Raw genomic sequence first — 26,095 nt, 5'->3', positions numbered from 1 at the left:
GCTGTTGGGAGCTTGGGCCCATGCGTATCGGCTGGTTGTTGGTTGCCAGCGTTGTTGTGTCGGGAATAGCTGAAGCCAGTCCCGCCGGACAGGCTCCAACCTCGCCGGCGCTGGGCCTGGCGTCACCTGCCGGACCCCATGCCATCCAGGCCACCAAATCCAAGGTAGACGCCCGCGACGGCTTCATGCAGGCACTTGCGGCGTCGTACATCGCGCTGGGCGACCTCTACCGCGACGGCAAGACGACGGCTGCGGCAGCCGAAGCGGCACTTGCTTATTATCGCGGCCTCGACAATCCGGGCCGGCCTGCCGCCATCTACGCGGTCATCTCGCCGTCGGACCTGATCGGCGTCGTCAAGGACGCACCGGCTGACCCGTACGCGGCATCCGAGCTTTACCTGCGGGCGGCGAGCATGGGCAGTTCGGAAGCCTTGATGCGGCTTGGCGACCTGTATCGCGAAGGCAGGGTCGTCGCCGCCGACCCGAAGCGTGCCTATCTGTTCTACGACCAGGCCGCCAAAGCCGGCAACCCCAATGGCAAGCTGCGTGTCGGCGAAATGCTGGCGCGCGGCCAAGGCGTTGCCCGCGACACCGGCAAGGGCCTCGCCATGATCGGCGCGCTCGCCGATGCCGGCAATCCCGAGGCGCTGGTGCTGCTTGGCGACCTGTACCGCCCCGGTGGTCAGGGCATGGTCGCGATGGAGCCGGAAAAGGCGCTCGGCTTTTACCGCAAGGCCGCAGCGCTGAGCTATGACGCCGGCAAGCTGCGTGTCGGCGAGATGATCGCCATTGGGCAGGGGGCAACGCAGGACGTCGCTGCTGGGCTTGCGATGATCGAGGAAGTGGTGGCGCGCACGCGCAACCCTGCCGGGCTGGTTCTGCTCGGCTCGCTCTACAGCCGCGCCGATGGCGGCGTCATCGCCATCGATCTCGGCAAGGCCTTCGGCTATTTCCGCCGTGCCGCCGACAGCGGCGACGAGACCGGCCTCCTGCGCACCGGCGAGATGCTGGCGCGCGGGCGCGGCACCAGCCAATCTTATCAGGCCGGGCGGACGATGCTGACCGGCCTTGCCGACCGTGGCGACACCTTCGCACTGATCGCGCTCGGCGACCTGCTCAGCGATGCGGCTGTCGCCCCCGTCGATATTGCTGCCGCCGTCACATCCTATGAAAAGGCGGCTTCGCTGGGTCACAGCGATGCGCTGGTCAGGCTCGGCGACCTCTATAGCCGCAACGGCGCGATCGCCTCCGATCCGCCCAAGGCTTTCGCCTACTATGTCAGGGCTTCGCAGGCCGGCAACTTGACCGGCAAGTTGCGCGTCGGCGAAATGACGGTTCTCGGGCAGGGCACCGATCGCAACGTCGTCGCGGGTTTGGCGCAGATGAATTCGCTCGCCGACGCGGGCGATGCCGACGCTATGAACCTGCTCGGCGGGCTCTACCAGCGCGGCATTGGCGGCCTGTTGCCGGCCAATGCGGCTACGGCCTTCGGTTACTACAGAAAATCCGCCGAAGCTGGCAGCGCGATGGGCGCGGTACATGCCGGCGAGATGATGGTACGCGGCCAAGGTACGCCCAGGGACGTCGCTGGCGGCCTGCAGATGGTCAAGGCGGTCGCGGACGCCGGCAACAGCGATGCGCTGATGTCGTTGGCAGCTCTGACGGGCGACGGCTCGACCGGCAAGGTCGACGCGTCGGGGGCCGTGCTGGCCTACGAGAGGGCGGCGGCACTGGGTCGCCTGGACGCGCTGGTGCGGATCGGCGACATCTATCGGCTCGGTGGGACGATACCGGCCGATCCTGCCAAGGCGTTCGATTATTACCGGCGGGCCGGTATGGCCGGCGACGAGACCGGCAAGCTGCGCCAGGGCGAGATGACCGCGCGGGGCGAAGGCACGCGTCAGGACATCGTTGCCGGGCTCGAACTGGTCAAGCAGGTCGGGCTCGGCGGCGATCCTTACGCCTATGTCGTGTTAGGCGATCTTCACCTGTCAGGTGCGCTAGGACCGGTCGACGGTGATGCCGCAGTCGCTGCCTATGAGAATGCCGCCCGCCAGGGGCGCGCCGATGCCTTGCTCAGGCTCGGCGACCTCTATCGCGACGGCAAGGGCGTTCCAGCCGACGGTGGCAAGGCAGCCGAATATTATCTGAAAGCGGTCGACGCGGAGAATCCGGCGGCTGCAGCGCGAGATGTTCAAAACTGAATGGCACCGGCGTCGCTCGCCCGACGCTGGTCTGGGAGTTGGCCCTATCAGGGAGTGGGAATTGTCGCGTATCTGCCAGGTGGTGTTGATGACAGTGTTCGCCGCAGTTTCGGCGGGCACAGCCATGTCGGCGGAAACCGCTCCCGAGGCCGGCCCACCAGCGATATCCGGCGGAGCCGCCACTGAGCGCGCCGTCAACGCCGATGCGCTGCTGCGGCTCGGCGATCTCTACAGCAACGCCGGCAATGCCAATCGCGATCCGGCGAAGGCGTTCGACTACTACCGTCAGGCGGCGGACGCCGGCAGCGCCGCTGCCCGGCTCCGCGTCGGCGAAATGCGCGTGCTTGGCGAAGGCACCGAGCGGGACATCAGCGCGGGTCTGTCGGCCATCGAGGAGGTGGCGTCCGCCGGCGATGGAGCAGCACTTGCTTCGCTAGGCGGTCTCTACAGTCATGTCGACAGCCGGGCGATCCCGCTCGACCTGCCGCGCGCCTACGACTATTACCGCCGTGCCGCCGCGGTCGGCAACGAAACCGGCATCCTGCGCAGCGGCGAGATGCTGGCACGCGGGCAGGGCATCGCCAGGGATAGGGAGGCGGGGCTGACGCAGATTCGGTCGCTGGCCGATCGCGGCAACATGCATGCGCTCGTATTGCTCGGCGACCTGATGAACGACGCCGATGCCGGTGCGCCCGACACTGAGCAGGCGGAAACCGCTTATGCCAAGGCCGCCGCCCTCGGGCATGCCGATGCCTTGCTGCGGCTTGCCGATCTCTACGGCAGCGGCCGCGCCGGCAAGCCCGACTATGCCAAAGCCTTCGAATTCTACCAGAAGGCCGCGGAGCAGGGACAATCCTTCGGCAAGCTGCGCGTCGCCGAACTGACGTTCCGTGGCCAGGGCACCCGCCAGGACGTCGATGGCGGGCTGGCCTTGATCAAGGGCCTTGCCGATGCCGGCGACGCAGAAGCGCTGACGTTCCTGGGCGACGTCTACAGCGGCATGATGCAGTCGCCGGTGGCGACCGATGCCGGCACTGGCCTTGGCTACTACAAGCGCGCCGCCGAATCGGGCAACACGCGCGCCGCTTTGCGGGCAGGCGAGATGACTGCGCATGGGTTGGGCACCTTGCGCGACGTTTCGGGCGGGCGCGACATCGTCCGGCGGTTTGCCGATGCCGGCAATCCGCAGGCACTGATCAGCCTTGGCGACCTCTTGCGCGAACCCGAGTCGGGCGATGTCGACGGCGATGCGGCGCTCGCTGCCTATGAGCGTGCCGCGAGCCTGAACGAGGCCGAGGCGCTGGTACGCCTGGGCGACTTCTACAGCGACGGCATGACCGTTGCCGTGGATCTGGCGAAAGCACTCGACTACTACCGCCAGGCTGCCGGGCTCGGCGATGTCATCGGGGCCGTCCGCGCCGGCGCCATGCTGGCGCGCGGCCAAGGTACATCACAAAATGTCGCAGCCGGCCGCGCCATGGTGAAGGCTGCGACCGCGAGCGGCGAAGCCGAGGCGCATGTCGTGATGGGCGACTTGCTCAGCCGGGGCGACGCCGGCCCGCCTGACATCCAGGCGGCAATGCGCGAATACGCCGAGGCAGCGTCGCTCGGACGGACGCAAGGATTGATCAGGCTCGGTGACCTTTATCGCGAAGGCAAGCTGTTGCAGAGTAACGGCAAGAAGGCGGCCGGCTACTATCGCCAGGCGGCAGAGGCAGGCGATCCCTATGGCTTGCTCATTCTGGGGTCGGCGCTGTCGGAGAGCCTGCTGCGCAATGCCGGCAAGCCGGCCGATGGGGTCGCTGCCCTGCGCCAGGCCCAAGCGACCGGGTTGGACGACGCCGTTATTCCGCTGGCCGACGCAATGCTCTACGGCATGGGCACCAAGCGCGACGCCAAGGCTGCTGTGGCGCTGCTCGAACAGGCTGCTGGCAGCGGCAATATCGCCGCAGCCCGCCACCTGATCAGTTATTATCGCGATGGTCGCCGCTACGGCCGCACGACCTTCATCAAGGCCGATCCGAAACGTGCCGAACAGTTGATCGCCGGCGTGTCGCCGTGGCTGTCGCGTGGCGACCGCCTTGTCGAGGAAATGCTGTTTGCTGCCGCAGGCTCCGGCCGCCAGGACTATCAGTCGATCGCCGCGCGCATTCCAGAACTCTCCGTCGAGCAGCGCCAGTCGCTGGTTCGGATGATGCGAACCACCCATCCGAATGGCTACATCTACCTGGCGCAGCAGCAGCTCAAGCAGGCGGGTTTCTACAAGGGACCGGTCACCGGCGTATTGAGCGGCACGACAACGCGTGCCGTCAATCGCTACTGCGCGGAGAAGTCGGTGCCTAACGCCTGCCGCTTTGGGCCGATGAGCAGCCAGGCGGGCGACGTCCTGTCCTACGCGTTCTAGTCCGGCCCGACAGCCCAGCCGTCAGTCGAAGTGGTCGCCGAAGATCCGGCTCCAATGCTCGCCAACGAGCCCGTTGAAGAAACCGTTGCCGGCCTGGAACTGGCGAACGAGTTCTGGATCACGGGAATGCACGACCGTCGAGTTGACGTTGATGAAGATGATCCGCCGGCCGAGCATCGCTTCCAGCAGTGCCGGCTGGGTTCTGCCTCTGATGCCGGCGAGGCCTGCGCCGGCGGCATGGTTGATCAGGCAATCGATCACTGCACCAGCCTGGCCGGGCAGGGCCAGAACCTGCAGGACGTGGCCGATGTCGCCAGGCCGGCCAAAGTAGATGAAGGCCCCGATGATCGCGCCGGTGCGCGCCGCCACGGTACAGCGGAAGATGTCGCCAAAATCCTTCTTGGCCGAGGCATCCGACATGATGCGAGACAGCGATTTCTCGTCCCACGCAGGGTGAACCGCCAGGCGCGAAGTGAACTTGTCGAGCTGTCCGGCGAAGCCGTCGGCGTCGATGTCCGAAACCGTGTAGCGACCTTGCGATGCCGTCGCGTCGCCGGCGCCGAACCAGCGTGAAAACTCGCCGCTGCGGCGAAGGCCGAGGCAGGCATCGACGGCGCGGGCCACTGGAGCTCCAAGGCGTGCGATGGGCATGCGCTGCTTGGCGCCGGCAACAGCGAAGGCGACCGGCCTGAACACCTTGATCCAGTCGAGGCTGTAATCCGGCAGGATCGAGCCGCGCAACGTCGTCCACATGCTGGCGGTGACGTCGCTCGCCGTCTCGCTGAACGACAGATCCTGCGGGCCAGCAAGAAATGCCTTGAGCAGCCTTGCGCCGGAAAGGTCGTTGCGCTGGTCCTCGTCGACCATCAGCGAGCCGCATATCGAGGCGTTCAGCTTCTTGTCGTTGAAACGCATGGGCAGTGAAGTGACACCGATGAAGCCCGATATGCGGCCATCGTCGGCGACATGGACAAGCGACGGCGATCCGGCCGTACCGTCGGTGGAGTCGAGATAGAGCCGCTGGAGGTAGCCGGGCAGGGACGCGGGCGTGGGTGTGCGCCGTTTGCGCAGCACACGCTGGAACATGTCAGCGACGACCGCGAGATCGGCGGCCTGCAATGGACGAATTTCAGGCATCGGGCGAAGCCTCGGTCATTTCACGGCAGCAATGGCTTAGGCGGGAAACATCTAGGAAGGGTGAAGTTCGAACTCCGGTCACGCGGGGTCGAGTTTGCGGGCGATGGCCACGCGCGGTGTCTTGGCGGCGTCGGCGACGAATTCGACCGGCGCATAAGCGCGGGCGCGGGCAAGCAGCGCGGCGACCTGGCGGTCCTGGCCCTCGCCGAATTCAAAGGCCAGCCATCCGCCCGGCTTCAGGAACGCCGCGGCGTCGCGGATCAGCCGCTGGTGGATGGAGAGGCCATAGGGGCCGCCGTCGAAGGCTTCCCTCGGCTCGGACTCAAGCAACTCGCTGCGGTCGCCCTCGAGGCGCGCCGACGAAATGTAGGGTGGATTGCAGACGACCAGGTCCATCGAACCGGCAAGATCGAGCCCTTCGAACGCGCCGAACAGGTCGCCCTGGGCGATGGTCACCCGGTCCGCCACGCCGAGGCGGTCGGCATTGCGGCGGGCGGTGGCCACAGTGCTGTCGGTCAGGTCGGCGCTCCACACCCGCGCGCCCGGCACCTTGCCGGCGATCGCCAGGCCGAGATTGCCGGAGCCGCAGCACATGTCGATCACCTTGATGCCAGGATCGCGGCCACCGAGGAGGCCGATCGCGGCACGACCGAGAATTTCGGTTTCCTCGCGCGGCACGAGCACGTCGGGCCCCAGTTCGAGCTCGATGTCCATGAATTTGTGCAGCGCAATTCCCGACTTGCCGCCGTTGTTCTCAACGATATGCATTGTTGCCCTCGCCAAGTCCTAAACCCTGCCCATGACAACCCTAGCGCCCCGGATCGTCAACCGATCAATGCTTTTGTCAGGCATCATTGTCATCAACATGACTTGTTCATACAAGTCATGACACAAAGAACCTTCTATCAATATCTACTACCGTATCTCCGGTCGCGAAACCGAGACTATCGGCTTTGTGATGTGTTTTGATATCGGAAGTGTGCTTTCCTAGCATTGGTTAACCTGCGCTAAACACGTGCGCTCGTCGCACTGGCGGAACAGAGTCCCTGCGTATGTGTGGATTTGTCGGGTATCTCGGAGATGTCGAGCCAGCGGCGGCTGAAAAGCTGCTGCAGCGCATGACAGGCAACATCGCCCACAGGGGCCCCGACGAGCAGGGCGTATTCGTCTGTCCGTCGGCCGGCCTTGGCCATGCACGCCTGTCGGTCGTCGGGCTTGGCGACGGCCAGCAGCCGATGGCCAGCGCCTCGGGCGACCTTCACATCGCCTTCAACGGCGAGATTTTCAACTATGTCGAGCTGCGCGACGAACTGAAGGCGCGTGGCCGCCGGTTCCGTACCGGAAGCGATACCGAGGTTATCCTGCATCTCTATGAGGAGATGGGCCCCGATTGCGTCGACGTGATGAATGGCGACTTCGCCTTTGCCATCTGGGACGCGTCACGCCAGCGCATGTTCCTGGCCCGCGACCGGATGGGGGTGCGGCCGCTGTTCTACACGCACGTGCGCGGCACCTTGTATTTTGCCTCCGAGGTCAAGGCGTTTGCCAAGGTGCCGGGTTTCGTTGCCGAGCTCGACGAGATCGCGCTCGACCAGATATTCACGATCTGGGCGCCGATCGCGCCGCGCACCGCCTTCAAGAACGTCTACGAGCTCGAACCCGCACACATCATGATCGCCGACAAAGGCGGATTCGTCACGCGTCCCTACTGGCAGCTCGATTTCCCCGATGCCGAAGCCGGCCGGGCGCCGCGCGATGAAGTGCAAGCGGCGGAGGAACTGAGGGCACTTTTGACCGATGCGACCCGCATCCGCATGCGCGCCGACGTGACCGTCGGCTCCTATTTGTCGGGCGGCCTCGATTCCTCCATCGTCTCGGCACTGGCAGCGCCGATGGCCGCCGGCGGGCTGCGCACTTTTTCGGTGACCTTCGATAGCGCCGAGCATGACGAAAGCGAGTTCCAGGAAGAAATGGCGCTCGCCATCGGATCGCACCACAGCGCGGTAAATGTCGGCCCCGGCGACATCGCTTCGATCTTTCCAGAGGTGATCAACGCCACCGAGCGCCCGGTCATCCGTACGGCGCCGGCGCCGCTCTACCAGCTCTCCGGGCTCGTCCGCGCCAAGGGCATCAAGGTGGTGCTGACGGGCGAGGGGGCCGACGAGGTGTTCGCCGGCTACGACATCTTCAAGGAAACGCTGGTGCGGCGCTTCTGCGACCGCCAGCCCGGTTCGACCAGCCGGCCGCATCTGTTCCGCAAGCTCTATCCCTACCTGCCAGGCCTGCAGAAGCAGTCTGCGGCCTATCTCGCCGCCTTCTTCGGCGCCGGCAAGGACAGCCTCGACGATCCGCTCTATTCGCACCGCCCGCGTATGCGCAACACCGCAGCAGCCAAGCTGTTCTTTTCAGCGGACCTGCGCGCCAAGCTCGCATCCTACGATGCAGCCGCCGAGCTCGCGTCCCGGCTACCCGAACGTTTCGCGCGCTGGCACCCGTTGCACCAGGCGCAATATCTCGAAAGCCGCTTCTTGCTGCCGGGCTACATCCTGTCGAGCCAGGGCGACCGCATGGCGATGGCGCATGGCATCGAGGGGCGCTTCCCGTTCCTCGACCACCGCCTTGTAGAGTTTGCCAGCCGGCTGCCGCCCGGCTTGAAGCTCAAGGGGCTGGTCGAAAAGCACATTTTGCGCGAGGCGACCAAGGACTTGTTGCCGCCTTCGATCAGCAGCCGGACAAAGCAGCCCTACCGCGCCCCGGATTCGCAATCCTTCGTCGGAGCCAGCGAGCCGGTGTGGTTGCGCGAGGCGATGAGTTCCGAAGCGATCACCGATTCAGGATTCTTCGACGTTTCAACGGTAAGGAAGCTGACCGAAAAGTGCCGGCAGCAAGCGGTATCGGGCTTCCGGGACAACGCTGCCTTCGTCGGCATCCTGTCGACGCAGCTGTGGAACCGGTCATTCGCCGGATCCAGGTCCGATGTCACCGAGGCTGCCTGACGATGGAGCAAAAGGAGAGAGCATGACGCAGCAGGTCAAAGACACAGTCAAAGCCTTCATCATCGACAACTTCCTGTTCGGGGACACGTCCTATGCGCTCGCCGACGACGTTTCGCTGATCGAAAGCGGGGTGATCGACTCTACGGGGGTGCTCGAGCTGGTGACCTATATCGAGGACCAGTTCGGGCTCGAAATGGCGGATTCCGACATCGTTCCGGCCAATCTCGACTCTTTGGTGCGGATCGCCGCCTTCATCGAGGCCAAGCAGGCGGCGCAGCCGATCAAACAGGCAGCTGGCGCCGCCTGAAGGCGTCCGGGAGGGGGCAATGCGACTGGAGCAATTCTTACGCGACAGTGCACGGTCGCGGGGCGACAAGACCGCGCTGATTGCCCGCGACGTGCGCCTTACCTATGCCGAGCTCGACCGCATGTCGGACCGGCTGGCGGCAGCGCTCGCCGATCTCGGCGTCGGCCGTGGCGACCGCGTGCTGGTCTTCATGGACAATTGCTGGGAAGCCGCGGTGTCGGTGTTCGCCATCGCCAAGGCCGGTGCCGTCTTCAGCCCGATCAATCCGTCGACCAAGGCCGACAAGCTCGACTTCATCATCGGCAACTGCCGCGCGCGCGCCGTGCTAACCCAGGCCCGGCTGCTGCCTGTGGTCACCGAGGCCGGCGATGGCAGCGAGTTGGTCGTCGTGTCGACGGCCGCCGGCGGCAAGGCGCCTGAAGGTGCCGTCTCGTTCGAAGAATGCCTGCAAGGCAGCGCCGAGCCGCCCCGTCATGGCGGCATCGATGTCGACCTTGCCATGCTGATCTACACCTCGGGCTCGACCGGCCGGCCCAAGGGCGTGATGATGACCCATCGCAACATCGAGGCAGCGGCCGGCTCGATCACCACCTATCTCGAGAACACATCAGACGACATCATCCTCAACGTCCTGCCGTTGGCCTTCGACTATGGCCTCTACCAACTGATCATGTCGGTCAAAATGGGTGCGACACTGGTGCTCGAAAAGTCGTTCTCCTTCCCGCAGGCGATTTTCGACGTCATCCGCACCGAGAACGTCACAGGTTTCCCGCTGGTCCCGACCATGGCGGCGCTGATCCTGCAGATGCGCGACATCAAGCCGGGCTTCCTGCCCAGCCTGCGCTACGTCACCAATACCGCGGCCGCCCTGCCGCCGGCGCATATTGCCAGGTTGCGCGAGCTGTTCACTGGTGTCCGCCTCTATTCCATGTATGGCCTGACCGAGTGCAAGCGCTGCACCTATTTGCCGCCGGCGGAACTGGACCGGCGTCCCGGCTCAGTCGGCATCGCAATCCCCAACACCGAGGCCTTCGTTGTCGACGACTACGGCCAACCGGTGCCGCCCGACACGCCGGGCGAGCTGGTCATTCGCGGGCCCCACGTCATGCAGGGCTACTGGGAGAACGCGGAGGCGACCAACCGCATGCTGCGCCCGGGCTTCAACCCTTGGGAAAAGCTGCTCTACACCGGCGACCTGTTCCGCCGCGACGCCGAGGGTTTTCTCTACTTCGTCGGGCGCAAAGACGACATCATCAAGACGCGCGGCGAAAAGGTCGCGCCGAAGGAGGTCGAGGCGGTACTGCATGCCTGTCCCGGCGTTGCCGAGGCGGTGGTGATCGGCGTGCCCGATCCCATCCTCGGCCATGCCATCGGCGCGCTGATCGTGCTGTCCGATCCCAACCTCAGCCAGCGTGAAATCCTGCGCCACTGCCAGGCCAATCTCGAGGATTTCATGGTGCCGAAGATCATCGAGTTCCGATCCGAATTGCCCAGGACCGACACCGGCAAGGTCAGCCGGCGTCTGGCCGCCGAATCCATGGAGCCGACGCAATGAACATGCCACTGGCCCAGACCGGCAGTTTCGGGACAGCGACGCTGACCATCGATCCGGAGGCCGAAGCGGCGAGGATCGCTGCTGCCCTGCGCAGCCAGCTGACAGGCACGCTGCGCCGGCGCGGCCTCGTGCTCGGCCTTTCGGGCGGCGTCGATTCAAGCGTGAGCGCGGCATTGGCTGTACGGGCAGTTGGCGCCAAGAACGTCTTTGCGCTGTTCATGCCGGAGGACGATTCCGACCCCGAAAGCCTGCGTCTTGGACGGCTCGTCGCCGAAACCTTCGGCATATCGGCTGTCGTTGAGAATATCGGCCCGACGCTCGAGGCGATGGGCTGCTACGAGCGTCGCGACGCCTTCATCCGCGAACTCGTGCCCGAATACGGCGCTGGTTGGGCTTGCAAGATCGTCATCGCCAACGCGCTGACCAATGAGGGCGGCTATAACATCTCGTCGCTGGTGGTGCAGGATCCCGAGGGCAAGCAGACCAAGCTGCGCATGCCGCCGCATGTCTATCTCGGCATCGTTGCCGCCACCAACATGAAGCAGCGCACCCGCAAGCAGGTCGAGTATTTTCACGCCGACCGGCTCAACTATGCCGTCATCGGCACGCCGAACCGGCTCGAATACGACCAGGGCTTCTTCGTCAAGAACGGCGATGGTGCCGCCGACGTCAAGCCGATCGCCCATCTCTACAAGTCGCAGGTCTACCAGCTGGCCGCGCATCTTGGCGTGCCCGAGGAGATCCGCCGGCGCCCGCCGACCACCGACACCTATTCGCTGCAGCAGACGCAGGAGGAATTTTATTTCTCCTTGCCCTACGACCGCATGGACCTTTGCCTCTATGGGCTGAACAATGGCATTTCGGCGGAAGAGGTTGGCCGTGCTGCGGGATTGACCGCCGAGCAGGTTGGTCGCGTGTGGACCGACATCGCTTCCAAGCGCAAGACGACGCGCTACCTGCACAGCGGCCCGCTACTGGTCGATGCGGTGCCGGAAATCTGAGAAGGAACTGATGCCACCGCCGGCGCATCTGTGTTGCCCGGCGGCGCCTGAACCTATTCCGGGCGCAGGAAGCGGCCGTTGACCCAGCCTTCCTGGCCGCGATAACGCACCTTGCACCAGTTGCGGTCGTCCTGGCAGCCGAGATTCCTGAGGCCGGTGGCGTCGAAGGGGATTTCGTCGAGGACAAAGCCGCGCGGTGAAGGGTTTTCCCTGAGGTTGAGCACATCATCGGTGGCAACGCCGACGACGCGCCAGGAGCGTGGGCCGGGCGCCGGCTCCGGATCGGGTGCCGGGCCGGGGCCGTCGCCGCGTCCGGCAATGCGGACGTCGAGCGAAAATGGCGCTGGCCGGTTGCGCCGTGCTTCGGCCCGGACCAGGTAGATCTGGATGGAGTAGACGCCGGAGACGGGCAGGCGACCGTCCCATTGCGTCTGCTCGCGCGCAATCGTCCGTCCGCGCGGGTCGAGCACGTTGAAATAGAGGAAGGTGTTGCGCGAGTTGAGGTTGAGGCTCATGCGCTGGCCGCCCCGGGCTTCGAGCCGATAGGACGCGCTGATGCGGCCGAAGACGATGCCGCGCACCGTTGTCTGCGTCGCCCCGGGACGCATGCGCAGCGTTTCGATGCGCTGCTCCTGCGCGCCGGCCGCGTGTGGAGCTGCCGGCGCCAACGCAAGCATCAGTGCCAGCAGAAGACTTTTGCGTCGCATCATAGCCGCTCCCCGAAAGCCAATCCTGCCGTCCATACTATCGCAACAGTTGCGGGAGGGAAGGCCGAGCTTACAGCTTGCAGGCTTCATGCGGGACAGGCACTAGCCGCCGCTGATCGCCGTGAGGACGAAGACCTCGACGCCTGGCCGCAGCTTCGTCTTCAGCGTGGCGCGCTCGCCTTCGACGAAGACGTTCATGTGCTTGCGGATGGCGGGGCGACTGTCACAGATGCGATCGCGCATGCCGGGCCAGCGTTTGTCGAGCTCGTCGACCATGTCGCGGACAGTCGTGGCCGGAACTTCGACTTGGCGCTGCGCCCCGGGAAACAGGTCGACCAGCACTCCGGGCAGACGCACCACCACGGTCGCCAGCGTTGCTTGCCGGCTTTCCGGGGAAGGGCTGTTGTCCATTGATCTCGGTTCCGTCAGCCGTCGACGACGAGCGTTTCCACCGACAGGATTGTCGGCAGATGCTGGGCGACATTGATCCAGCTTTCGCCTTCGTCGGCGCTGGCAAACAGTGCGCCTGAGCTGGTGCCGAAATAGACACCCGCTGGCTCCAGCCGATCGGTTGCCATCGCCTGGCGCAGCACGCCGATATAGGCGTTTTCCTGCGGCAGGCCGCTGCGCATCGCTTGCCACTCGCGGCCGGCATCGCGTGTGCGCCACACTGCCGCCTTGGCGTCCGGCACGTAGCGGCCGGCGCTGTCGCCGTTGAGCGGCACCAGATAGAGCGTTTCGGGGTCGCGCGGATGGGCGGCGGCGGGAAAGCCGAAGGTCGAAGGCAGGCCCTTTTCGATGCTGACCCAGCGCTTGCCGCCGTCGTCGGAGCGATACATGCCGCAATGGTTTTGTTGGTAGAGCCGGTCGGGCATGCCGGGCGCCATGACCAGATGGTGCACGCATTGGCCGAATTCGGGATAATTCTCGCCCTCGGGCATGAAATCGGCGCGGGTGCCGAGGTTGCGCGGCTCCCAGGTGGCACCGCCATCGCCGGTGTAGAACACGCCGGCCGCCGAGATGCCGATCCAGATGCGGTCGTGGTCATCGGGGTCGAGCACCAGCGAATGCAGGATGAGGCCGGCGCCGCCGGGATTCCAGTGCGGCCGCGACGGATGCTGCTGCAGGCCATCAATGTGCTGCCAGCTCTGGCCGGCATCGTCGCTGCGGAACAGCCCCGCCGGCTGCACGCCGGCATAGAGGCTGCCATTGCCCTTGGCGAGGCTCCACACCGCCTTGATCGGCTCCTCGCCCTCGGCATAAGCGAGCCCTTCAGAAGAATGCGTCCAGGTCTCACCGAGATCGGTCGATTTCCACACTGCGGGGCCGAACCATTCATTGCCGCCGGCGCCCCAGATGGTGCCTGTCGCCTGGTCGGCGACGACATGGTTCATCGGCCATGTCTCGCAGAATGGCCCGCGCAGCTTCCAGCTCCGCCGCGCCGTATCGCTCTCGGCGATGAAGGCACCTTTCTTGGTGCCCAGCAAGACAAGGACTTTCTCAGCCATGGTGTTCCTCCCACGCTGCCCGATCTTCAGAAATTGAATCTGGACCGGCGGCCAAGTTGTTCAAACAACTCAACTTCCCATGCCCGTCGTGCACCTTGTCTTGGCGTCTCGTCTGCCTGTGCAGCACTGTCGGGCGTTGTTGCGGTGCATGTTATCGGCAAAGCCAGATACCGAACAGCCGATCTCAGTGATCTACTGACAAAACGGCCCACGGCACTGGCCGACATTCGAGTTGACAGGGCGCCATAATTCAATACCCGTCGCGCTTTAGGCTAGTTACGTTCGCGTATTCGGGAGGAACCATCGGATGACCATCAACGTCGCACCAGTCGGCTTGGCGCGGGACCTCGTGGAGCGGCAGAAGTCGGGCAAGCCGATCCGCATCGGGCTGATCGGCTCTGGCGAGATGGGCACCGACATTGTGGCGCGGGTAGCGCATATGCCGGGCATCGAGGTCGGCGCGATCTCCGAGCTCAACTTGCCCAACGCGCATCGCGCCGTCGACATTGCCTACCAGGAGAAGGGCCATGCCCGCGAAGTCGGTAGCGGCTCGGCGCTGAACGAAGCCATCGAGGCCGGCAAGATCGCCGTCACCAATGATGCCGACCTGATCCTCAACAGCGGCCTGATCGACGTCGTCATCGATGCGACGGGTGTGCCCGCCGTCGGTGCCGAGATCGGCCTGCGCGCCATGGAGCATGGCAAACATCTGGTGATGATGAATGTCGAGGCCGACGTCACCATCGGCGCTTATCTCAAGTCGGAAGCCGACAGGCTTGGCGTGACCTATTCGCTCGGCGCCGGCGATGAGCCGTCGTCCTGCATGGAGCTGATCGAGTTTGTCTCGGCGATGGGCCACACCATCGTTGCCGCCGGCAAGGGCAAGAACAACCCGCTCAATATCGATGCGGTGCCGCATGACTATGCCGAGGAAGCCAAGCGCCGCAACATGAACGTGCGCATGCTCGTCGAGTTCGTCGACGGCTCCAAGACCATGGTCGAGATGGCGGCGATCGCCAACGCCACGGGGCTGGTGCCCGACAAGGCCGGCATGCACGGTCCGGCAGCGACCTTGCCGGAGCTCAACAAGGTTCTCGTTCCCGAAAAGGACGGCGGCGTTTTGACCAAGGTCGGCGTCGTCGACTATTCGATCGGCAAGGGTGTGGCGCCAGGTGTCTTTGTCATCGCCGACATGTCGCATCCGCGCATCCGCGAGCGCATGGAAGACCTGAAGATGGGCCATGGTCCGTATTTCACCTTCCACCGGCCCTATCATTTGACCTCGCTCGAGGTGCCGCTGACCTGTGCCCGTGTGGTTCTCTACGGCAAGGCCGACATGGTGCCGCTGGCCAAACCGGTGGCCGATGTCTGCGCCGTCGCCAAGAAGGACCTGAACCCCGGCGATGCGCTCGATGCCATCGGCGAATACACCTACCGCGCCTGGATCATGACAACGGGCGAAGCACGTGCGGCAAAAGCCATCCCGTGCGGCCTGCTGCAGGGCGGCACGGTCACCGCGCCGATCAGGAAGGGCGAGCTGATCACCACAGCCAACGCAGCGGTCGCGCCAAACTCGAAGATCGCCGAGCTCAGGGCACGTCAGGACCGGCTGGTGTATGGAGCATAAGGCTACGGGCTCGCCTAAAGGCGGGTGAAGTTTGGGAGGCGCGGCGTTGGCGGACGCCCGGCTCGCCCAAGACGATCATGGAAATGAGGACATGACCATGGACAGCAACAGCGGCTCGGGCGCGACGCCATCGCAACAGATCGATGCGCGGATCAGGGAACTGGGCGACTGGCGCGGCGACACACTCGCTCGGGTCCGCGCCCTGATCAAGCAGGCGGCGCCCGAGGTGGTCGAGGAGTGGAAGTGGCGCGGCGTTCCCGTCTGGGAGCACGCCGGCATCATCTGCACCGGCGAGACCTACAAGAGCGTGGTCAAGCTGACCTTCGCCAAGGGGGCGTCGCTGGAAGATCCGTCAGGCCTGTTCAACTCCAGCCTCGACGGCAACACCCGCCGCGCCATCGACATCCACGAGGGCGAGAAGATCAACGAGGACGCGTTGAAGGCGCTCATCGGCGCCGCCGTGGCGCTGAACATGTCTGTCAAGGCCGCGCGTGCGCCGAAGAAGGCAAAGGGCAGTTGAGATGCGCCAAGCCCGCCCCGGCGGGCGGGCCTACGCCTCCAGCGCGCCTGATCGCGCGTCGCTGCTGGGGCTGACGCCGACCAGCTTGACGAGATCGTCGCCGGCGCGCGTGGCGCGGTGCGAGCGGCGGGTCAGGATGTAGCCGTCCTGCGGCGCCAGCACCTCGACCCGGCCGCCGTCCTCGCCGGGTGTCTTGACGATCGTCGCGATGTGGGAGCCGGCCTTGACCGTCTCGCCCGGCATGACGTGGTAAAGGATGGCGCCGGCGCACGGGGCAGGCACCATCTCGATGTGGTCGATCGGCGCCACCACGCCCTCGAAGGTCTTTTTGGTCTCGGCCCAAGTGTCTTCGATCACGCCGCGCGCCACCAACAACCGGTACAGCCCCTGGGCGTCGGCTTCGGCTACTGTCGAAAAAACATCCGAGACGCCACGATACTCGACGGTGGTGACGACGCGGCTTTCAAGACGTGCCTCCTTGCGCGGCATCTTGAGATAAGGATGCAGCGAGGCTTCGTCGAAAGACGAGCCCGACTGGCCGCTCCACAGGATGACGGCATCGACGCCCATGTTGGCGGCGCAGTCGGCCATCGCCGGCCACAGCTCGTCGGGCACGTAGAGATAGGCGACGCCCTCGTCGTCGCAATGCAGGTCCAGCACGATGTCGTGGCCGAGCGACAGCTTGAGCAGGCGCGCCTTCAGCCGCTTGTCCGACGACATCGGCACCTCTTCGCCCGGCAACAGCGCAGCGTCGGGTCTGTCGAGCAGCGGGAAATCGCGGTTGTAGTTGACGCGAGTGCCGAGGTCGAAGCGACCCTGCGACGCCCCGAACAACAGCTGGTTGGCGCCGATCGGGTTGGCGCGCGGAACGATTGTCAGGTTGCCGCGCACGCGGCCCTCGCTTTCGGCCTTGCGCAATTTCGGCATCAGCGCGTCGATCGCAACGACTCCGGGCAGTTCGTCGCCGTGCAGGGCTGCCTGGATATAGGCCGAAGGCGCATCGGGCGAGGTGCCCGAAATGCGGTAGAGCGGCAATTCATAGGCGATGCCTTCGCTGTCGCCCCGGATCGTCTCGACCGATTTCTTCATCTCTAGTCCCTCGATGCTTTCCAATGCTGCCTAACCGCTCGGCTGGTGATTCACCAGAGCGGCAGCACCGTGTCGTGATCCAGCGCGGTCAAGCCAGCGCGCCAGTCGGCGGAGAACTCAGGCGGCCGATCCCCATTGTTTCATCAGCGCCGCCGAACGGGCAAGCTGCGGCGTTGCGTAAAAATCGTGGCCGAGCCTGGCTGCGGCGCGCCACGGCCAGCGCGGATCGGCGAGCAGTGCGCGGCCAAGCGCCACCATGTCGGCCTGGCCTTCACGGATGATGGTGTCGGCCTGGACAGGCTGGTCGATCATGCCGACGGCGCGGACGGGAATGCCGGTTGCCTTTTTCACCGCCTCGGCAAGGTGGACCTGGTAGCCCGGGCCGGTGCGCAGGCTCTGCTGCGGCGAGTTGCCGCCGCTGGAACAGCAGATATAGGCGATGCCCGCCTCACGATAGGACCTGGCGACTTCGATGGCCTCTTCGAGCGTGAAGCCGCCGTCGACCCAGTCGGTCAATGACATGCGGGCGCCGAGCATCAGGTTTGGCACAGCATCAGTGACGCGGCGGGCGATCGCCATGGCAAAACGCATGCGGTTTTCCAGCGAGCCGCCCCAGCGGTCGGTACGGTGGTTGGATAGTGGTGACAGGAACTGGTGCAGCAGGTAGCCATGCGCCGAATGCAGCTCGATGAAGTCGAAGCCGGCGCGCTCGGCCCGCTTCGCTGACTGAACAAAATGGCCGATCATCTGCTCGATCTCGTCCTCGTTCAGTGCATGCGGCACCTGCCAGCCATCGGCATAGGCAAGGGCGGAGCATGACACCACCGGCCATGCGTCCTCTTCCGGCTTGAGCGGGCCCGAGCCTTCCCATGGCCGGTGATTGGAGGCCTTGCGGCCGGCGTGCGCCAGCTGCACGCCGAACTTGGCACCGGGCGTCGCCACCCGCTTTGCCGCGTCGAGCGCCCGCTTTGCCGCCGCTTCGTTGGCATCGGAATAGAGCCCCATGCAACCATGGCTGATACGGCCGCGGCGTTCGACGTCGGTCATCTCGACGGTGATCATGCCGGCGCCGGACATCGCTAGGTTCATCCAGTGCTGCAGGTGCCAGTCGGTGGCCGAGCCGTCGTCGGCCGAATACTGGCACATCGGCGCAACCGCGATGCGGTTGGGGAAGTCGAGCTTGCCGAGAGTAATTGGCGAAAACAGATGGACGGACATGGGCGGCTCCTGGAGCTTGGAATGGCAACTGTAAGATGTTTGCAGCTGCCAGCAACCGTGTAGCATCGGGCCACGCCGTGTTAACAGAGTCGCCGCGACGGGCGTCAGGGTTCAGGTGGCGCGACGGATTTCCGGGAGCATGCATGACCGCGACAAGAGACAGGCTGGAGACGATCCTGGCGCGACTTACGACGCGCGCCGGCGACGAACGGGTGTTCGCCAAGCTCTATGGCGAGACCGCGCGGGCCGCGGCCGACGCCAGCGATGCGCGTCGCCGGGCAGGGCTAACGCTCGGGCCGCTTGACGGTGCCATTGTCTCGATCAAGGATCTGTTCGACGTCACTGGCGAGCCGACGCTGGCCGGTTCGGTGATGCGCCGCGACGCTGAGCCGGCGCGGGACGACGCGCTGGTGGTCAAACGCCTGCGCCGCGCCGGCGCTGTCATCATCGGCAAGACCCACATGACCGAGTTTGCCTTCACCGCGCTCGGCATCAATCCGCACTACGGCACGCCTGGCAACGCTGCCGACCCGAGGCTGATCCCCGGCGGCTCCTCGTCGGGCGCCGGTGTTTCAGCCGCCGAAGGCAGCTCAGACATATCGATCGGTTCTGATACCGGCGGCTCTGTCAGGGTGCCTGCCGCCCTGAACGGTGTCGTGGGATTCAAGCCGACAGCGCGGCGCATTCCGCTCGACGGCGCGTTCCCCTTGTCGCCGTCGCTCGATTCGATCGGTCCGCTCGCCAAAACAGTCGCGCAATGTATCGCCACTGATGCGGTCATATCAGGCAAGGAGCATTTTTCCTTGCAGCCCTTGCCACTTGCCGGCCTGCGCATCGCCGTGCCGCGTGGCCGCCTGCTCGACGACATGGCACCAGGCATGGCTGCAGGCTTCGAGCGCGCGCTGCACGAGCTCGCAGCAGCCGGCGCCATGATCGGCGACTGCCAGATCGACGACCTGCTGGCCGATTTTCGCACCGCGACAAGGACCGGCACGATCGCGGCGATAGAGGGTGCTTCGATCCACGCCGACTGGCTGGCCAATGGCACGTCTGCGCCTGTCGATCCCAATGTCAGCGGCGCGCTCGGCCGCGCCATGCAGGTGCCGGCGGTCAGCTACATCAGGACGATGAACCGCCGTGCCGAACTCGCCGCCGCCATGGACGCGCGGCTGTCGGCCCATGATCTCGTCGTGCTGGCGACGACGCCCGTCATGGCCCAGCCGATATCAGAACTCTTGGCCGACGGCGCGCATGCCAACCGTATCGAAGGGTTGTTGTTGCGCAACACCCAGGTCGCCAACCAGTTCGACCTCTGCGCCCTGTCGCTGCCGATGCCTGAAACCACACTGCCATCCGGCCTGATGCTGATGGCACGCCATGGCCATGACCGGCGCCTGCTGTCGGCCGGCCTGGCGGTCGAGGCGTTGCTGAAAGGATAGGCCATGACCGCCCTTATCACCGACGACGGCATCGTCACCCGATGGCCGGCCAAGGCAGCCGACCGGGTGCTGATCCTCGCCGCCAAGTTCGAGGCCGGTCGCGACTACAGCGAGTGCGAGGTCAACGATATCCCCAAGCGCCATCACAACTTCGGCGATTGGGCGCTGCTCAGGCGAATTGTTCGAAAGCGGTCGTTTCTTGCGTAACCCCTCACTGCCATCTATCGCCGCGTCGAGGCCCAGTAAGTCGGCTGTTTGCTGGCCCCCTTGCGGAGCCGCCCAGATTAATGGTCATCTGGTCTACAACGTTGCAGGCCGGAATCGGACGAGGAGTTTGCCATGCCATCGACAATGAAAGGTCCTGCGATCTTCCTCGCCCAGTTTGCGGGTGATACGGCTCCGTTCAATTCACTGAAATCGATTACATCATGGGTCGGAGGGCTCGGCTACAAGGGAGTGCAGATCCCGACGCCCGACGCCAGACTGTTCGACCTGCACAAGGCGGCGACGTCGAAAACCTATTGCGATGAGATCAAGGGCATCTGCGCTGATGCGGGTGTCGAGATCACCGAGCTATCCACCCATCTGCAGGGCCAACTGGTAGCGGTGCATCCCGCCTATGACGCGCAGTTCGACGGATTTGCGCCTGCTGCGGTCCACGGCAATCCCAAGGCGCGCCAGCAATGGGCAGTCGAGCAGATGAAGCTCGGCGCCAAGGCATCGCAGAATCTCGGGCTGACGGCCTGCGTCTCCTTCACCGGCGCGCTGGCGTTCCCCTATCTCTACCCGTGGCCGCAGCGGCCTGCGGGGCTGATCGAGGAGGCCTTCGTCGAGCTCGGCAAACGCTGGACACCAATCCTGGACGCCTATGACGAGGCCGGCGTCGACCTCTGCTTCGAGCTGCATCCGGGCGAGGACGCCTTCGATGGCGTCACCTTCGAGATGTTCCTCGACGCAGTCGGTGGCCACAAGCGCTGCAACATCAACTACGATCCGTCGCATTTCCTGCTACAGCAGCTCGACTATCTCGCCTTCATTGACATCTACCACGAGCGCATCAAGGCGTTTCACGTCAAGGACGCCGAGTTCAATCCCGACGGCCGCCAGGGCGTTTACTCAGGCTATCAAAGCTGGCTCGGCCGTGCCGGCCGCTTCCGCTCGCTCGGCGACGGACAGGTCGATTTCACCGGCATCTTCTCCAAGCTCGCCCAATATGGCTACGACAGCTGGGCGGTGCTGGAATGGGAATGCTGCCTCAAGCATCCTGAGGACGGCGCTGCCGAAGGTGCGCCGTTCATCGAAAGCCACATCATCCGCGTCACCGACAAGGCTTTTGACGACTTTGCCGGCGGAACGAGCGATCGTGCGATGCTGCGGACGATGATGGGGATTTGAACACAGCGCTGCCCCTCATCCCCCTGCCGGGACCTTCTCCCCGCAGGCGGGGAGAAGGGGCGAGCGGAGCCGTTGCGGTCAGCCTCCTTCTCCCCGTTCACGGGGAGAAGGTCCCGGAAGGGAGATGAGGGGCGGCGCCAACTTACCAAGGGAGGACAAAAATGGTCGGTGCATCGAAATCCGAGGCGGGCAGCGGCCCGATCCGCTACGGCCCAATCCGCTACGGCATGGTCGGTGGCGGGCAGGGCGCCTTCATCGGCGGCGTGCATCGCATCGCGGCGCGCATGGACGGCGATTTCCAGCTCGTTGCCGGCGCGCTGTCGTCCAATCCGGAGCGGGCGAAAGCTTCGGCCGCCGACATCGGCCTCGACCCGGAGCGCAGCTACACCTCATATGTCGAGATGGCGAAGGCCGAGGCGAAACGTCCCGATGGCATCGAGGCGGTCGCCATCGTCACGCCCAACAACGTCCATTTCCCCGCTGCCAAGGCCTTCCTCGAGGCTGGCATTCACGTCATCTGCGACAAGCCGCTTACGGCGACGCTTGCCGAGGCGAAAAAGCTCGCCCTACTCGTCGAGAAGACCGGCAAGGTCTTCGTGCTCACCCACAACTATACCGGCTATCCGATGATCCGGCAGGCACGCGAGATGGTCGCTAAGGGACAGCTCGGCGACATCAGGGTCGTCCAGGCCGAATACCCGCAGGATTGGCTGACCGAGAACCTCGCCGCGACCGGCCAGAAGCAGGCCTCCTGGCGCGCCGATCCGAAACAGTCGGGCGTCGGCGGTGCCACCGGCGACATCGGCACGCACGCCTACAATCTCGCCCGTTTCGTCACCGACCTCGAGCTCGACTCGCTGTCGGCCGATCTCGACGCCTTCGTGCCCGGTCGCCTGCTCGACGACAACGTCAACGTCATGCTGCGCTTCAAGGGTGGGGCGAAGGGCATGATCTGGGCAAGCCAGGTGGCACCTGGTCATGAGAACGGGCTCAAGCTGCGCGTCTATGGCTCCAAGGGCGGCATCGAATGGGTGCAGGCCGATCCGAACTATCTCTGGTACACGCCTTTCGGCCAGCCCAAGCAGCTGATCACCCGCGGCGGCGTCGGCGCAGGGCCTGCCGCGGCGCGCGTCACGCGCGTGCCCTCGGGCCACCCCGAAGGCTATCTCGAAGGCTTTGCCAACATCTACCAGGAAGCCGCCAGAGCCATCCGCGCGGCGCGCAAGAAAGGCGGCAAGCCGGCCAAGGATGTGATCTATCCGACCGTTCAGGACGGCGTAGAAGGTGTTGCTTTCGTCGAAGCCTGCGTACGCTCGTCGAAGAAGAACGCGGCGTGGACGAAGCTATAGCCGCTGCTTTCAGATAATCGGAACATACGGCGCTCTGCTGGGCAGGCGGGGCGTCCTCTGTATGCGCCTCGGTCGACGTTGTCGCGAGCGTGCGCCAAGCTTTATTCACACCCTTGAATAATTGTATACATATCGCACAACATCCGGCTTCCAAATCGTACACAATCTATGCATACATAGCCCCGCGACAGATCGGGGCTGTCCCCGTGCCGGGGGAGATTTGGCATGGCGGCCTGCGGTCACATCAAAGGGAGGGTAAGCATGAAACGTAAATTCCTGGCGCTCTGCGCCGCAACGGCAGCACTCATGGTGGGGGCAACCGCGGCACAGTCCGCTACCACGCTCGAAACCGTCAAGGCGCGCGGCAAGCTGATCTGCGGCGTCTCGCTCAGCACGCCGGGCTTCGCGGCGGCTGACGACAAGGGCCGTATGCAGGGTTTCGACGCCGACATCTGCCGCTCGATCGCGGCTGCCGTGTTCGGTGACCCCGAAAAGGTCGACTTCGTGCTGACCAACATCAACACGCGCTTCCAGGCGTTGCAATCGGGCGAGATCGACGTTTTGTCGCGCCAGACGACGGCGACTTTTTCGCGCGAGACGTCGCTCGGCATCGATTTTGGTCCGACCGTGTTTTATGACGGCCAGGGCCTGCTGGTGCCCAAGTCGCTCGGCGTAGCTTCCGCCAAGGAACTGACGGACGCCGCGATCTGCACCTTGCCTGGAACCACCACCTCGCAGAACCTGACCGACTTCTTCCGCACCGTCGGCGGCAAGTTCGAGCTGGTGGTCTTCGAAAGCCCCGACGAGAACCGCGCCGCCTTCTATTCCGGCCGCTGCGAGGCGATCTCGTCCGACCGTTCCGACCTCGCCTCGATCCGCGCGGTCGCCAACAACCCAGACGACTATGTGCTGCTGCCCGAAACCATCTCCAAGGAGCCGCTGGCGCCCGCCGTGCGCCAGAACGATTCCAACTGGCGCGACATCGTTTCGTGGTCGGTCTACATGCTGATGGCGGCCGAGGAGAAGGGCATCACCCAGGCCAATGTCGACGAGATGGCCAAGAGCGAGGACCCCGAGATCCAGCGCATGCTGGGCGGTGCCGACGAGCTCGGCAAGATGCTCGGTCTCGACAACAAGTGGGGCTACAACATCGTCAAGAGCGTCGGTAACTACGCCGAGGTGTTCGACCGCAATCTCGGCGAAAAGACCAAGCTCGGCATGACGCGCGGGCCCAACACGCAGTGGAACGCCGGGGGCCTGCTCTACGCGCCGCCGGTCCGCTAGCAAACCTCAAGGTCCGCGCCGCTATCAGGCGCGGACCTTTTTCTTGGTCTCCATGATATCGGCGCGCCCATGCTGTTTTTGAACGACACGCGGTTTCGCGCGGTCTTCTACCAATTCATCGCCATTTCGCTGGTGCTGCTCGCCGCCTGGGCGATGTATGCCACCGCGAGCGCCAACCTTGCCAAGCAGGATATTGCCACCGGCTTCGACTTCCTGTCGAGGCAGGCCGGCATCGCCATCAGCGAAAGCTCTATCGCCTACGGGCCGACCGACACAGTCGCCCGCGCCATCCTCGTTGGCCTGATCAACACCATCAAGGTGTCGTTCCTGGCAGCACTGTTCGGTACCATCATCGGCGTCCTCGTCGGCATCGGCCGCATGTCGACAAACCCGCTGCTCAGCCGGCTGATGCTTGCCTATGTCGAAGTGCTGCGTAACGTGCCGCTGCTGCTCTATCTGTTTCTGTGGTATTTCCTGATCATCCTGGTGTTTCCCCCGGTTCGTCAGGCGATCCAGCTGTTTCCCGGCTTCTTCCTCTCCAACAGCGGCCTGGCCATGCCAGCGCTCGAATGGCAGAGCGGCTTCTGCCTGACCCTTGCAGCGCTTGTGCTCGGCATCGCGGCAGCCCTTGTCGTGCGCGCTGTCAGCCAGCGCCGGCGCATCCAAAGCGGCAAGGCCAATGCCGGCTGGATCGCCGCCCTCGTTCTGCTTGTGCTGCCGGTGCTCGCCGTCTGGGCCAGTGGTGCGGTTTCGCTGTCGTGGAGCGCGCCGGAGGCCGGGCGCTTCCGCCTCACCGGCGGGCTGCAGATTCGACCGGAGTTCGTGGCACTGCTGGTCGGGCTGATGCTCAACCTGTCGGCCAGCGTCGCCGAAATCGTCCGCGCCGGCATTCAGGCGGTCAGCAAGGGCCAGTGGGAAGCGGCGCAGGCGCTCGGCCTGCCACGCTCACGCACGCTGAGGCTCGTCGTATTGCCACAGGCGCTCAGGGTCATCATCCCGCCTTTGACCAACACCTATCTCACCGTGTTCAAGAACAGCTCGCTGGCGATTGCCATCGGCTATCCCGACCTGGTGATGGTCTCCAACACCATCATGAACCAGACCGGCCAGGCGATGGAGACCATCACCATCTTCATGGGCATCTATCTCGGCCTGTCGGTGGCGATCTCGCTGTTCATGAACTGGTACAATGCGCGCGTCGCGCTGAAAGCGCGCTGAGATGAGCGATACCCAGATCCTTCCCGCCGCCATGAACGCCGTCGCCCGCCCGGCGCGGCGCTCTGAGTGGCGCAGCGCCTATTTCGGCACGCCGGGCAATGCGTTCGTAACGCTCGTCTGCGGCGCACTCATCCTGCTCTTGGCCAAGCTGGCGCTGGGCTGGCTGTTCCTGAACGCCGTCTTCGACGGCGGCGCCGATGCCTGCAAGCAGAGCACCGGCGCCTGCTGGCCGTTTCTCGCCGACAAGCTGCGCTACATGCTGTTCGGCTTCTACCCGTTCGAGGAGCAATGGCGCCCGCTTGCAGCCCTTTGCCTGTTCCTCGGTGGCTGTTGTGTGTCGATGATCCCGCGCGTCTGGGGCAGGGGCCTGCTGATCGCCTGGGCGATCGTTATCTTGCCCGTGCTCTACGTTCTGATGGCCGGCGGCGTCTTTGGCCTGACCGAGGTGCCGACGTCGAAATGGGGTGGCCTGCCGCTGTCGTTCATGCTGTCCTTCGTCGGCCTGGCCTTCGCCCTGCCGCTTGGCATCGGCCTGGCGCTCGCGCGTGCCTCGCACCTGCCGGCGATCCGCGTGCTGGGTGTCGGCCTCATCGAGCTGGTGCGCGGCGTGCCGCTGATCAGCATCCTGTTCATGGCCGCCGTCATGCTGCCGCTGTTCATGCCCGACGGCGTCACCATCGACAAGCTTTTGCGCGCGCAAGTGGCGATCATCCTGTTTGCCGCCGCCTACATAGCCGAGATCGTGCGCGGCGGCTTGCAGGACGTGCCGTCAGGCCAGTTCGAGGCCGGCCGGGCGCTTGGCCTGCATTACTGGCAGGTGATGTCTAAGATCGTGCTGCCGCAGGCGCTGAAGAAGGTCATCCCGGCGCTCGTCGGCCTGTTCATCGCGTTTTTCCAGGACACCACTTTGGTGACCATCATCGGCCTGCTCGATTTCCTCGACACGGTCCGCACCGCGCTGCGCGACCCAGACTGGCAAGGCATCGCCGTGCTCGAAGGCTATGTCTTCGCGGCCGCCGTCTACTTCGTGTTCAGCGCGCTGATGGGGGGCTACAGCCGGTTTCTGGAGAGGCATTTTAATACGTCGCATCGGTAGGGGCTGCGCCGCCAAAGCGTGACTGAATAGCCGACTGCCGC

22 protein-coding genes are annotated in these 26,095 nt (G+C 64.9%); 15 read left to right on the top strand and 7 right to left on the bottom strand.

Features of this window, described 5'->3' with window-relative positions; all coding sequences use genetic code 11:
• Positions 1-20 precede the first annotated feature (20 nt).
• Together IHE39_RS25365 and IHE39_RS25360 are read left to right on the top strand one after the other, a co-directional pair.
• Positions 21-2,204: a tetratricopeptide repeat protein gene (locus IHE39_RS25365; protein WP_192568443.1), complete on the top strand. Its 2,184-nt coding sequence runs from the start codon at positions 21-23 to the stop codon at positions 2,202-2,204.
• Positions 2,205-2,265: 61 nt separating this feature from the next.
• Positions 2,266-4,608 (top strand): tetratricopeptide repeat protein, encoded by a 2,343-nt coding sequence (locus IHE39_RS25360; RefSeq protein ID WP_192568442.1) that lies wholly within the window; start codon positions 2,266-2,268, stop codon positions 4,606-4,608.
• Positions 4,609-4,629: 21 nt separating this feature from the next.
• On the opposite strand, the gene IHE39_RS25355 is transcribed toward IHE39_RS25360, so the two are convergent.
• Positions 4,630-5,745 (bottom strand): hypothetical protein, encoded by a 1,116-nt coding sequence (locus IHE39_RS25355; RefSeq protein WP_192568441.1) that lies wholly within the window; start codon positions 5,743-5,745, stop codon positions 4,630-4,632.
• 78 nt (positions 5,746-5,823) lie between these two features.
• The gene (locus IHE39_RS25350) at positions 5,824-6,513 is read right to left on the bottom strand and encodes a N5-glutamine methyltransferase family protein (protein ID WP_184767047.1); all 690 of its coding nucleotides are present in this window, start codon (positions 6,511-6,513) and stop codon (positions 5,824-5,826) included.
• Positions 6,514-6,797: 284 nt separating this feature from the next.
• Between IHE39_RS25350 and asnB the strand changes: the two genes are divergently transcribed.
• From asnB to nadE, 4 genes are read left to right on the top strand one after another with little or no spacing between them, the layout of a single operon-like run.
• Positions 6,798-8,741: an asparagine synthase (glutamine-hydrolyzing) gene (gene asnB, locus IHE39_RS25345; RefSeq protein WP_192568440.1), complete on the top strand. Its 1,944-nt coding sequence runs from the start codon at positions 6,798-6,800 to the stop codon at positions 8,739-8,741.
• A gap of 22 nt (positions 8,742-8,763) precedes the next feature.
• Positions 8,764-9,048, top strand: coding sequence for an acyl carrier protein (locus IHE39_RS25340; protein WP_184767049.1), 285 nt, complete (start codon positions 8,764-8,766; stop codon positions 9,046-9,048).
• Between the two features lie 19 nt (positions 9,049-9,067).
• Positions 9,068-10,603 (top strand): class I adenylate-forming enzyme family protein, encoded by a 1,536-nt coding sequence (locus IHE39_RS25335; protein WP_192568439.1) that lies wholly within the window; start codon positions 9,068-9,070, stop codon positions 10,601-10,603.
• Positions 10,600-11,604 carry an NAD(+) synthase gene (nadE, locus tag IHE39_RS25330; RefSeq protein WP_192568438.1) on the top strand — a complete coding sequence of 335 codons (1,005 nt, stop codon included), beginning with the start codon at positions 10,600-10,602 and terminating at the stop codon, positions 11,602-11,604. Before IHE39_RS25335 ends, nadE begins: the two co-directional genes overlap by 4 nt.
• A gap of 53 nt (positions 11,605-11,657) precedes the next feature.
• Here the strand turns inward: nadE and IHE39_RS25325 are convergent, their stop codons facing one another.
• The 3 genes from IHE39_RS25325 to IHE39_RS25315 all read right to left on the bottom strand — a co-directional run bounded on the left by IHE39_RS25325 (position 11,658) and on the right by IHE39_RS25315 (position 13,819).
• Positions 11,658-12,314 (bottom strand): SH3 domain-containing protein, encoded by a 657-nt coding sequence (locus tag IHE39_RS25325; protein ID WP_192568437.1) that lies wholly within the window; start codon positions 12,312-12,314, stop codon positions 11,658-11,660.
• Between the two features lie 99 nt (positions 12,315-12,413).
• Positions 12,414-12,722, bottom strand: coding sequence for a MoaD/ThiS family protein (locus tag IHE39_RS25320; protein ID WP_192568436.1), 309 nt, complete (start codon positions 12,720-12,722; stop codon positions 12,414-12,416).
• Positions 12,723-12,736: 14 nt separating this feature from the next.
• Positions 12,737-13,819, bottom strand: coding sequence for a WD40/YVTN/BNR-like repeat-containing protein (locus tag IHE39_RS25315; protein WP_192568435.1), 1,083 nt, complete (start codon positions 13,817-13,819; stop codon positions 12,737-12,739).
• 307 nt (positions 13,820-14,126) lie between these two features.
• On the opposite strand from IHE39_RS25315, the gene IHE39_RS25310 reads away from it, so the two are divergent.
• The gene (locus IHE39_RS25310) at positions 14,127-15,446 is read left to right on the top strand and encodes an NAD(P)H-dependent oxidoreductase (RefSeq protein ID WP_192568434.1); all 1,320 of its coding nucleotides are present in this window, start codon (positions 14,127-14,129) and stop codon (positions 15,444-15,446) included.
• A gap of 91 nt (positions 15,447-15,537) precedes the next feature.
• The gene (locus IHE39_RS25305; protein ID WP_184767056.1) at positions 15,538-15,966 is read left to right on the top strand and encodes a DUF1801 domain-containing protein; all 429 of its coding nucleotides are present in this window, start codon (positions 15,538-15,540) and stop codon (positions 15,964-15,966) included.
• A gap of 30 nt (positions 15,967-15,996) precedes the next feature.
• On the opposite strand, the gene IHE39_RS25300 is transcribed toward IHE39_RS25305, so the two are convergent.
• A complete protein-coding gene (locus IHE39_RS25300) occupies positions 15,997-17,055 on the bottom strand; it encodes a M14 family metallopeptidase (protein ID WP_192568433.1) in 1,059 nt (352 codons plus the stop codon).
• A 117-nt stretch (positions 17,056-17,172) separates the two neighbouring features.
• The gene (locus IHE39_RS25295; RefSeq protein WP_192568432.1) at positions 17,173-18,273 is read right to left on the bottom strand and encodes an NADH:flavin oxidoreductase/NADH oxidase; all 1,101 of its coding nucleotides are present in this window, start codon (positions 18,271-18,273) and stop codon (positions 17,173-17,175) included.
• Positions 18,274-18,416: 143 nt separating this feature from the next.
• On the opposite strand from IHE39_RS25295, the gene IHE39_RS25290 reads away from it, so the two are divergent.
• From IHE39_RS25290 to IHE39_RS25260, 7 genes are all read left to right on the top strand, one after another.
• Complete coding sequence (locus IHE39_RS25290) at positions 18,417-19,712, top strand: amidase (RefSeq protein ID WP_192568431.1); 1,296 nt, start codon at positions 18,417-18,419, stop codon at positions 19,710-19,712.
• Between the two features lie 3 nt (positions 19,713-19,715).
• A complete protein-coding gene (locus IHE39_RS25285) occupies positions 19,716-19,919 on the top strand; it encodes a DUF2087 domain-containing protein (RefSeq protein ID WP_192568430.1) in 204 nt (67 codons plus the stop codon).
• 132 nt (positions 19,920-20,051) lie between these two features.
• Positions 20,052-21,107, top strand: a complete 1,056-nt coding sequence (locus tag IHE39_RS25280) for a sugar phosphate isomerase/epimerase family protein (protein ID WP_192568429.1) — start codon at positions 20,052-20,054, stop codon at positions 21,105-21,107.
• A gap of 161 nt (positions 21,108-21,268) precedes the next feature.
• Positions 21,269-22,456, top strand: coding sequence for a Gfo/Idh/MocA family protein (locus IHE39_RS25275; RefSeq protein ID WP_192568428.1), 1,188 nt, complete (start codon positions 21,269-21,271; stop codon positions 22,454-22,456).
• Between the two features lie 261 nt (positions 22,457-22,717).
• The gene (locus IHE39_RS25270) at positions 22,718-23,740 is read left to right on the top strand and encodes an amino acid ABC transporter substrate-binding protein (RefSeq protein ID WP_192568427.1); all 1,023 of its coding nucleotides are present in this window, start codon (positions 22,718-22,720) and stop codon (positions 23,738-23,740) included.
• 69 nt (positions 23,741-23,809) lie between these two features.
• Positions 23,810-24,958, top strand: a complete 1,149-nt coding sequence (locus IHE39_RS25265; protein ID WP_192568426.1) for an amino acid ABC transporter permease — start codon at positions 23,810-23,812, stop codon at positions 24,956-24,958.
• Between the two features lies 1 nt (position 24,959).
• The gene (locus IHE39_RS25260) at positions 24,960-26,054 is read left to right on the top strand and encodes an amino acid ABC transporter permease (RefSeq protein WP_192568425.1); all 1,095 of its coding nucleotides are present in this window, start codon (positions 24,960-24,962) and stop codon (positions 26,052-26,054) included.
• The last annotated feature ends 41 nt before the right edge of the window (positions 26,055-26,095 follow it).

This window comes from Aminobacter carboxidus (genome assembly GCF_014863355.1).
In the GTDB taxonomy this organism is placed as follows: Bacteria; Pseudomonadota; Alphaproteobacteria; order Rhizobiales; family Rhizobiaceae; genus Aminobacter; species Aminobacter carboxidus.
The sequence above is the reverse complement of the archived record's forward strand: the minus strand, read 5'-3'. Positions and strand labels throughout refer to the sequence as shown.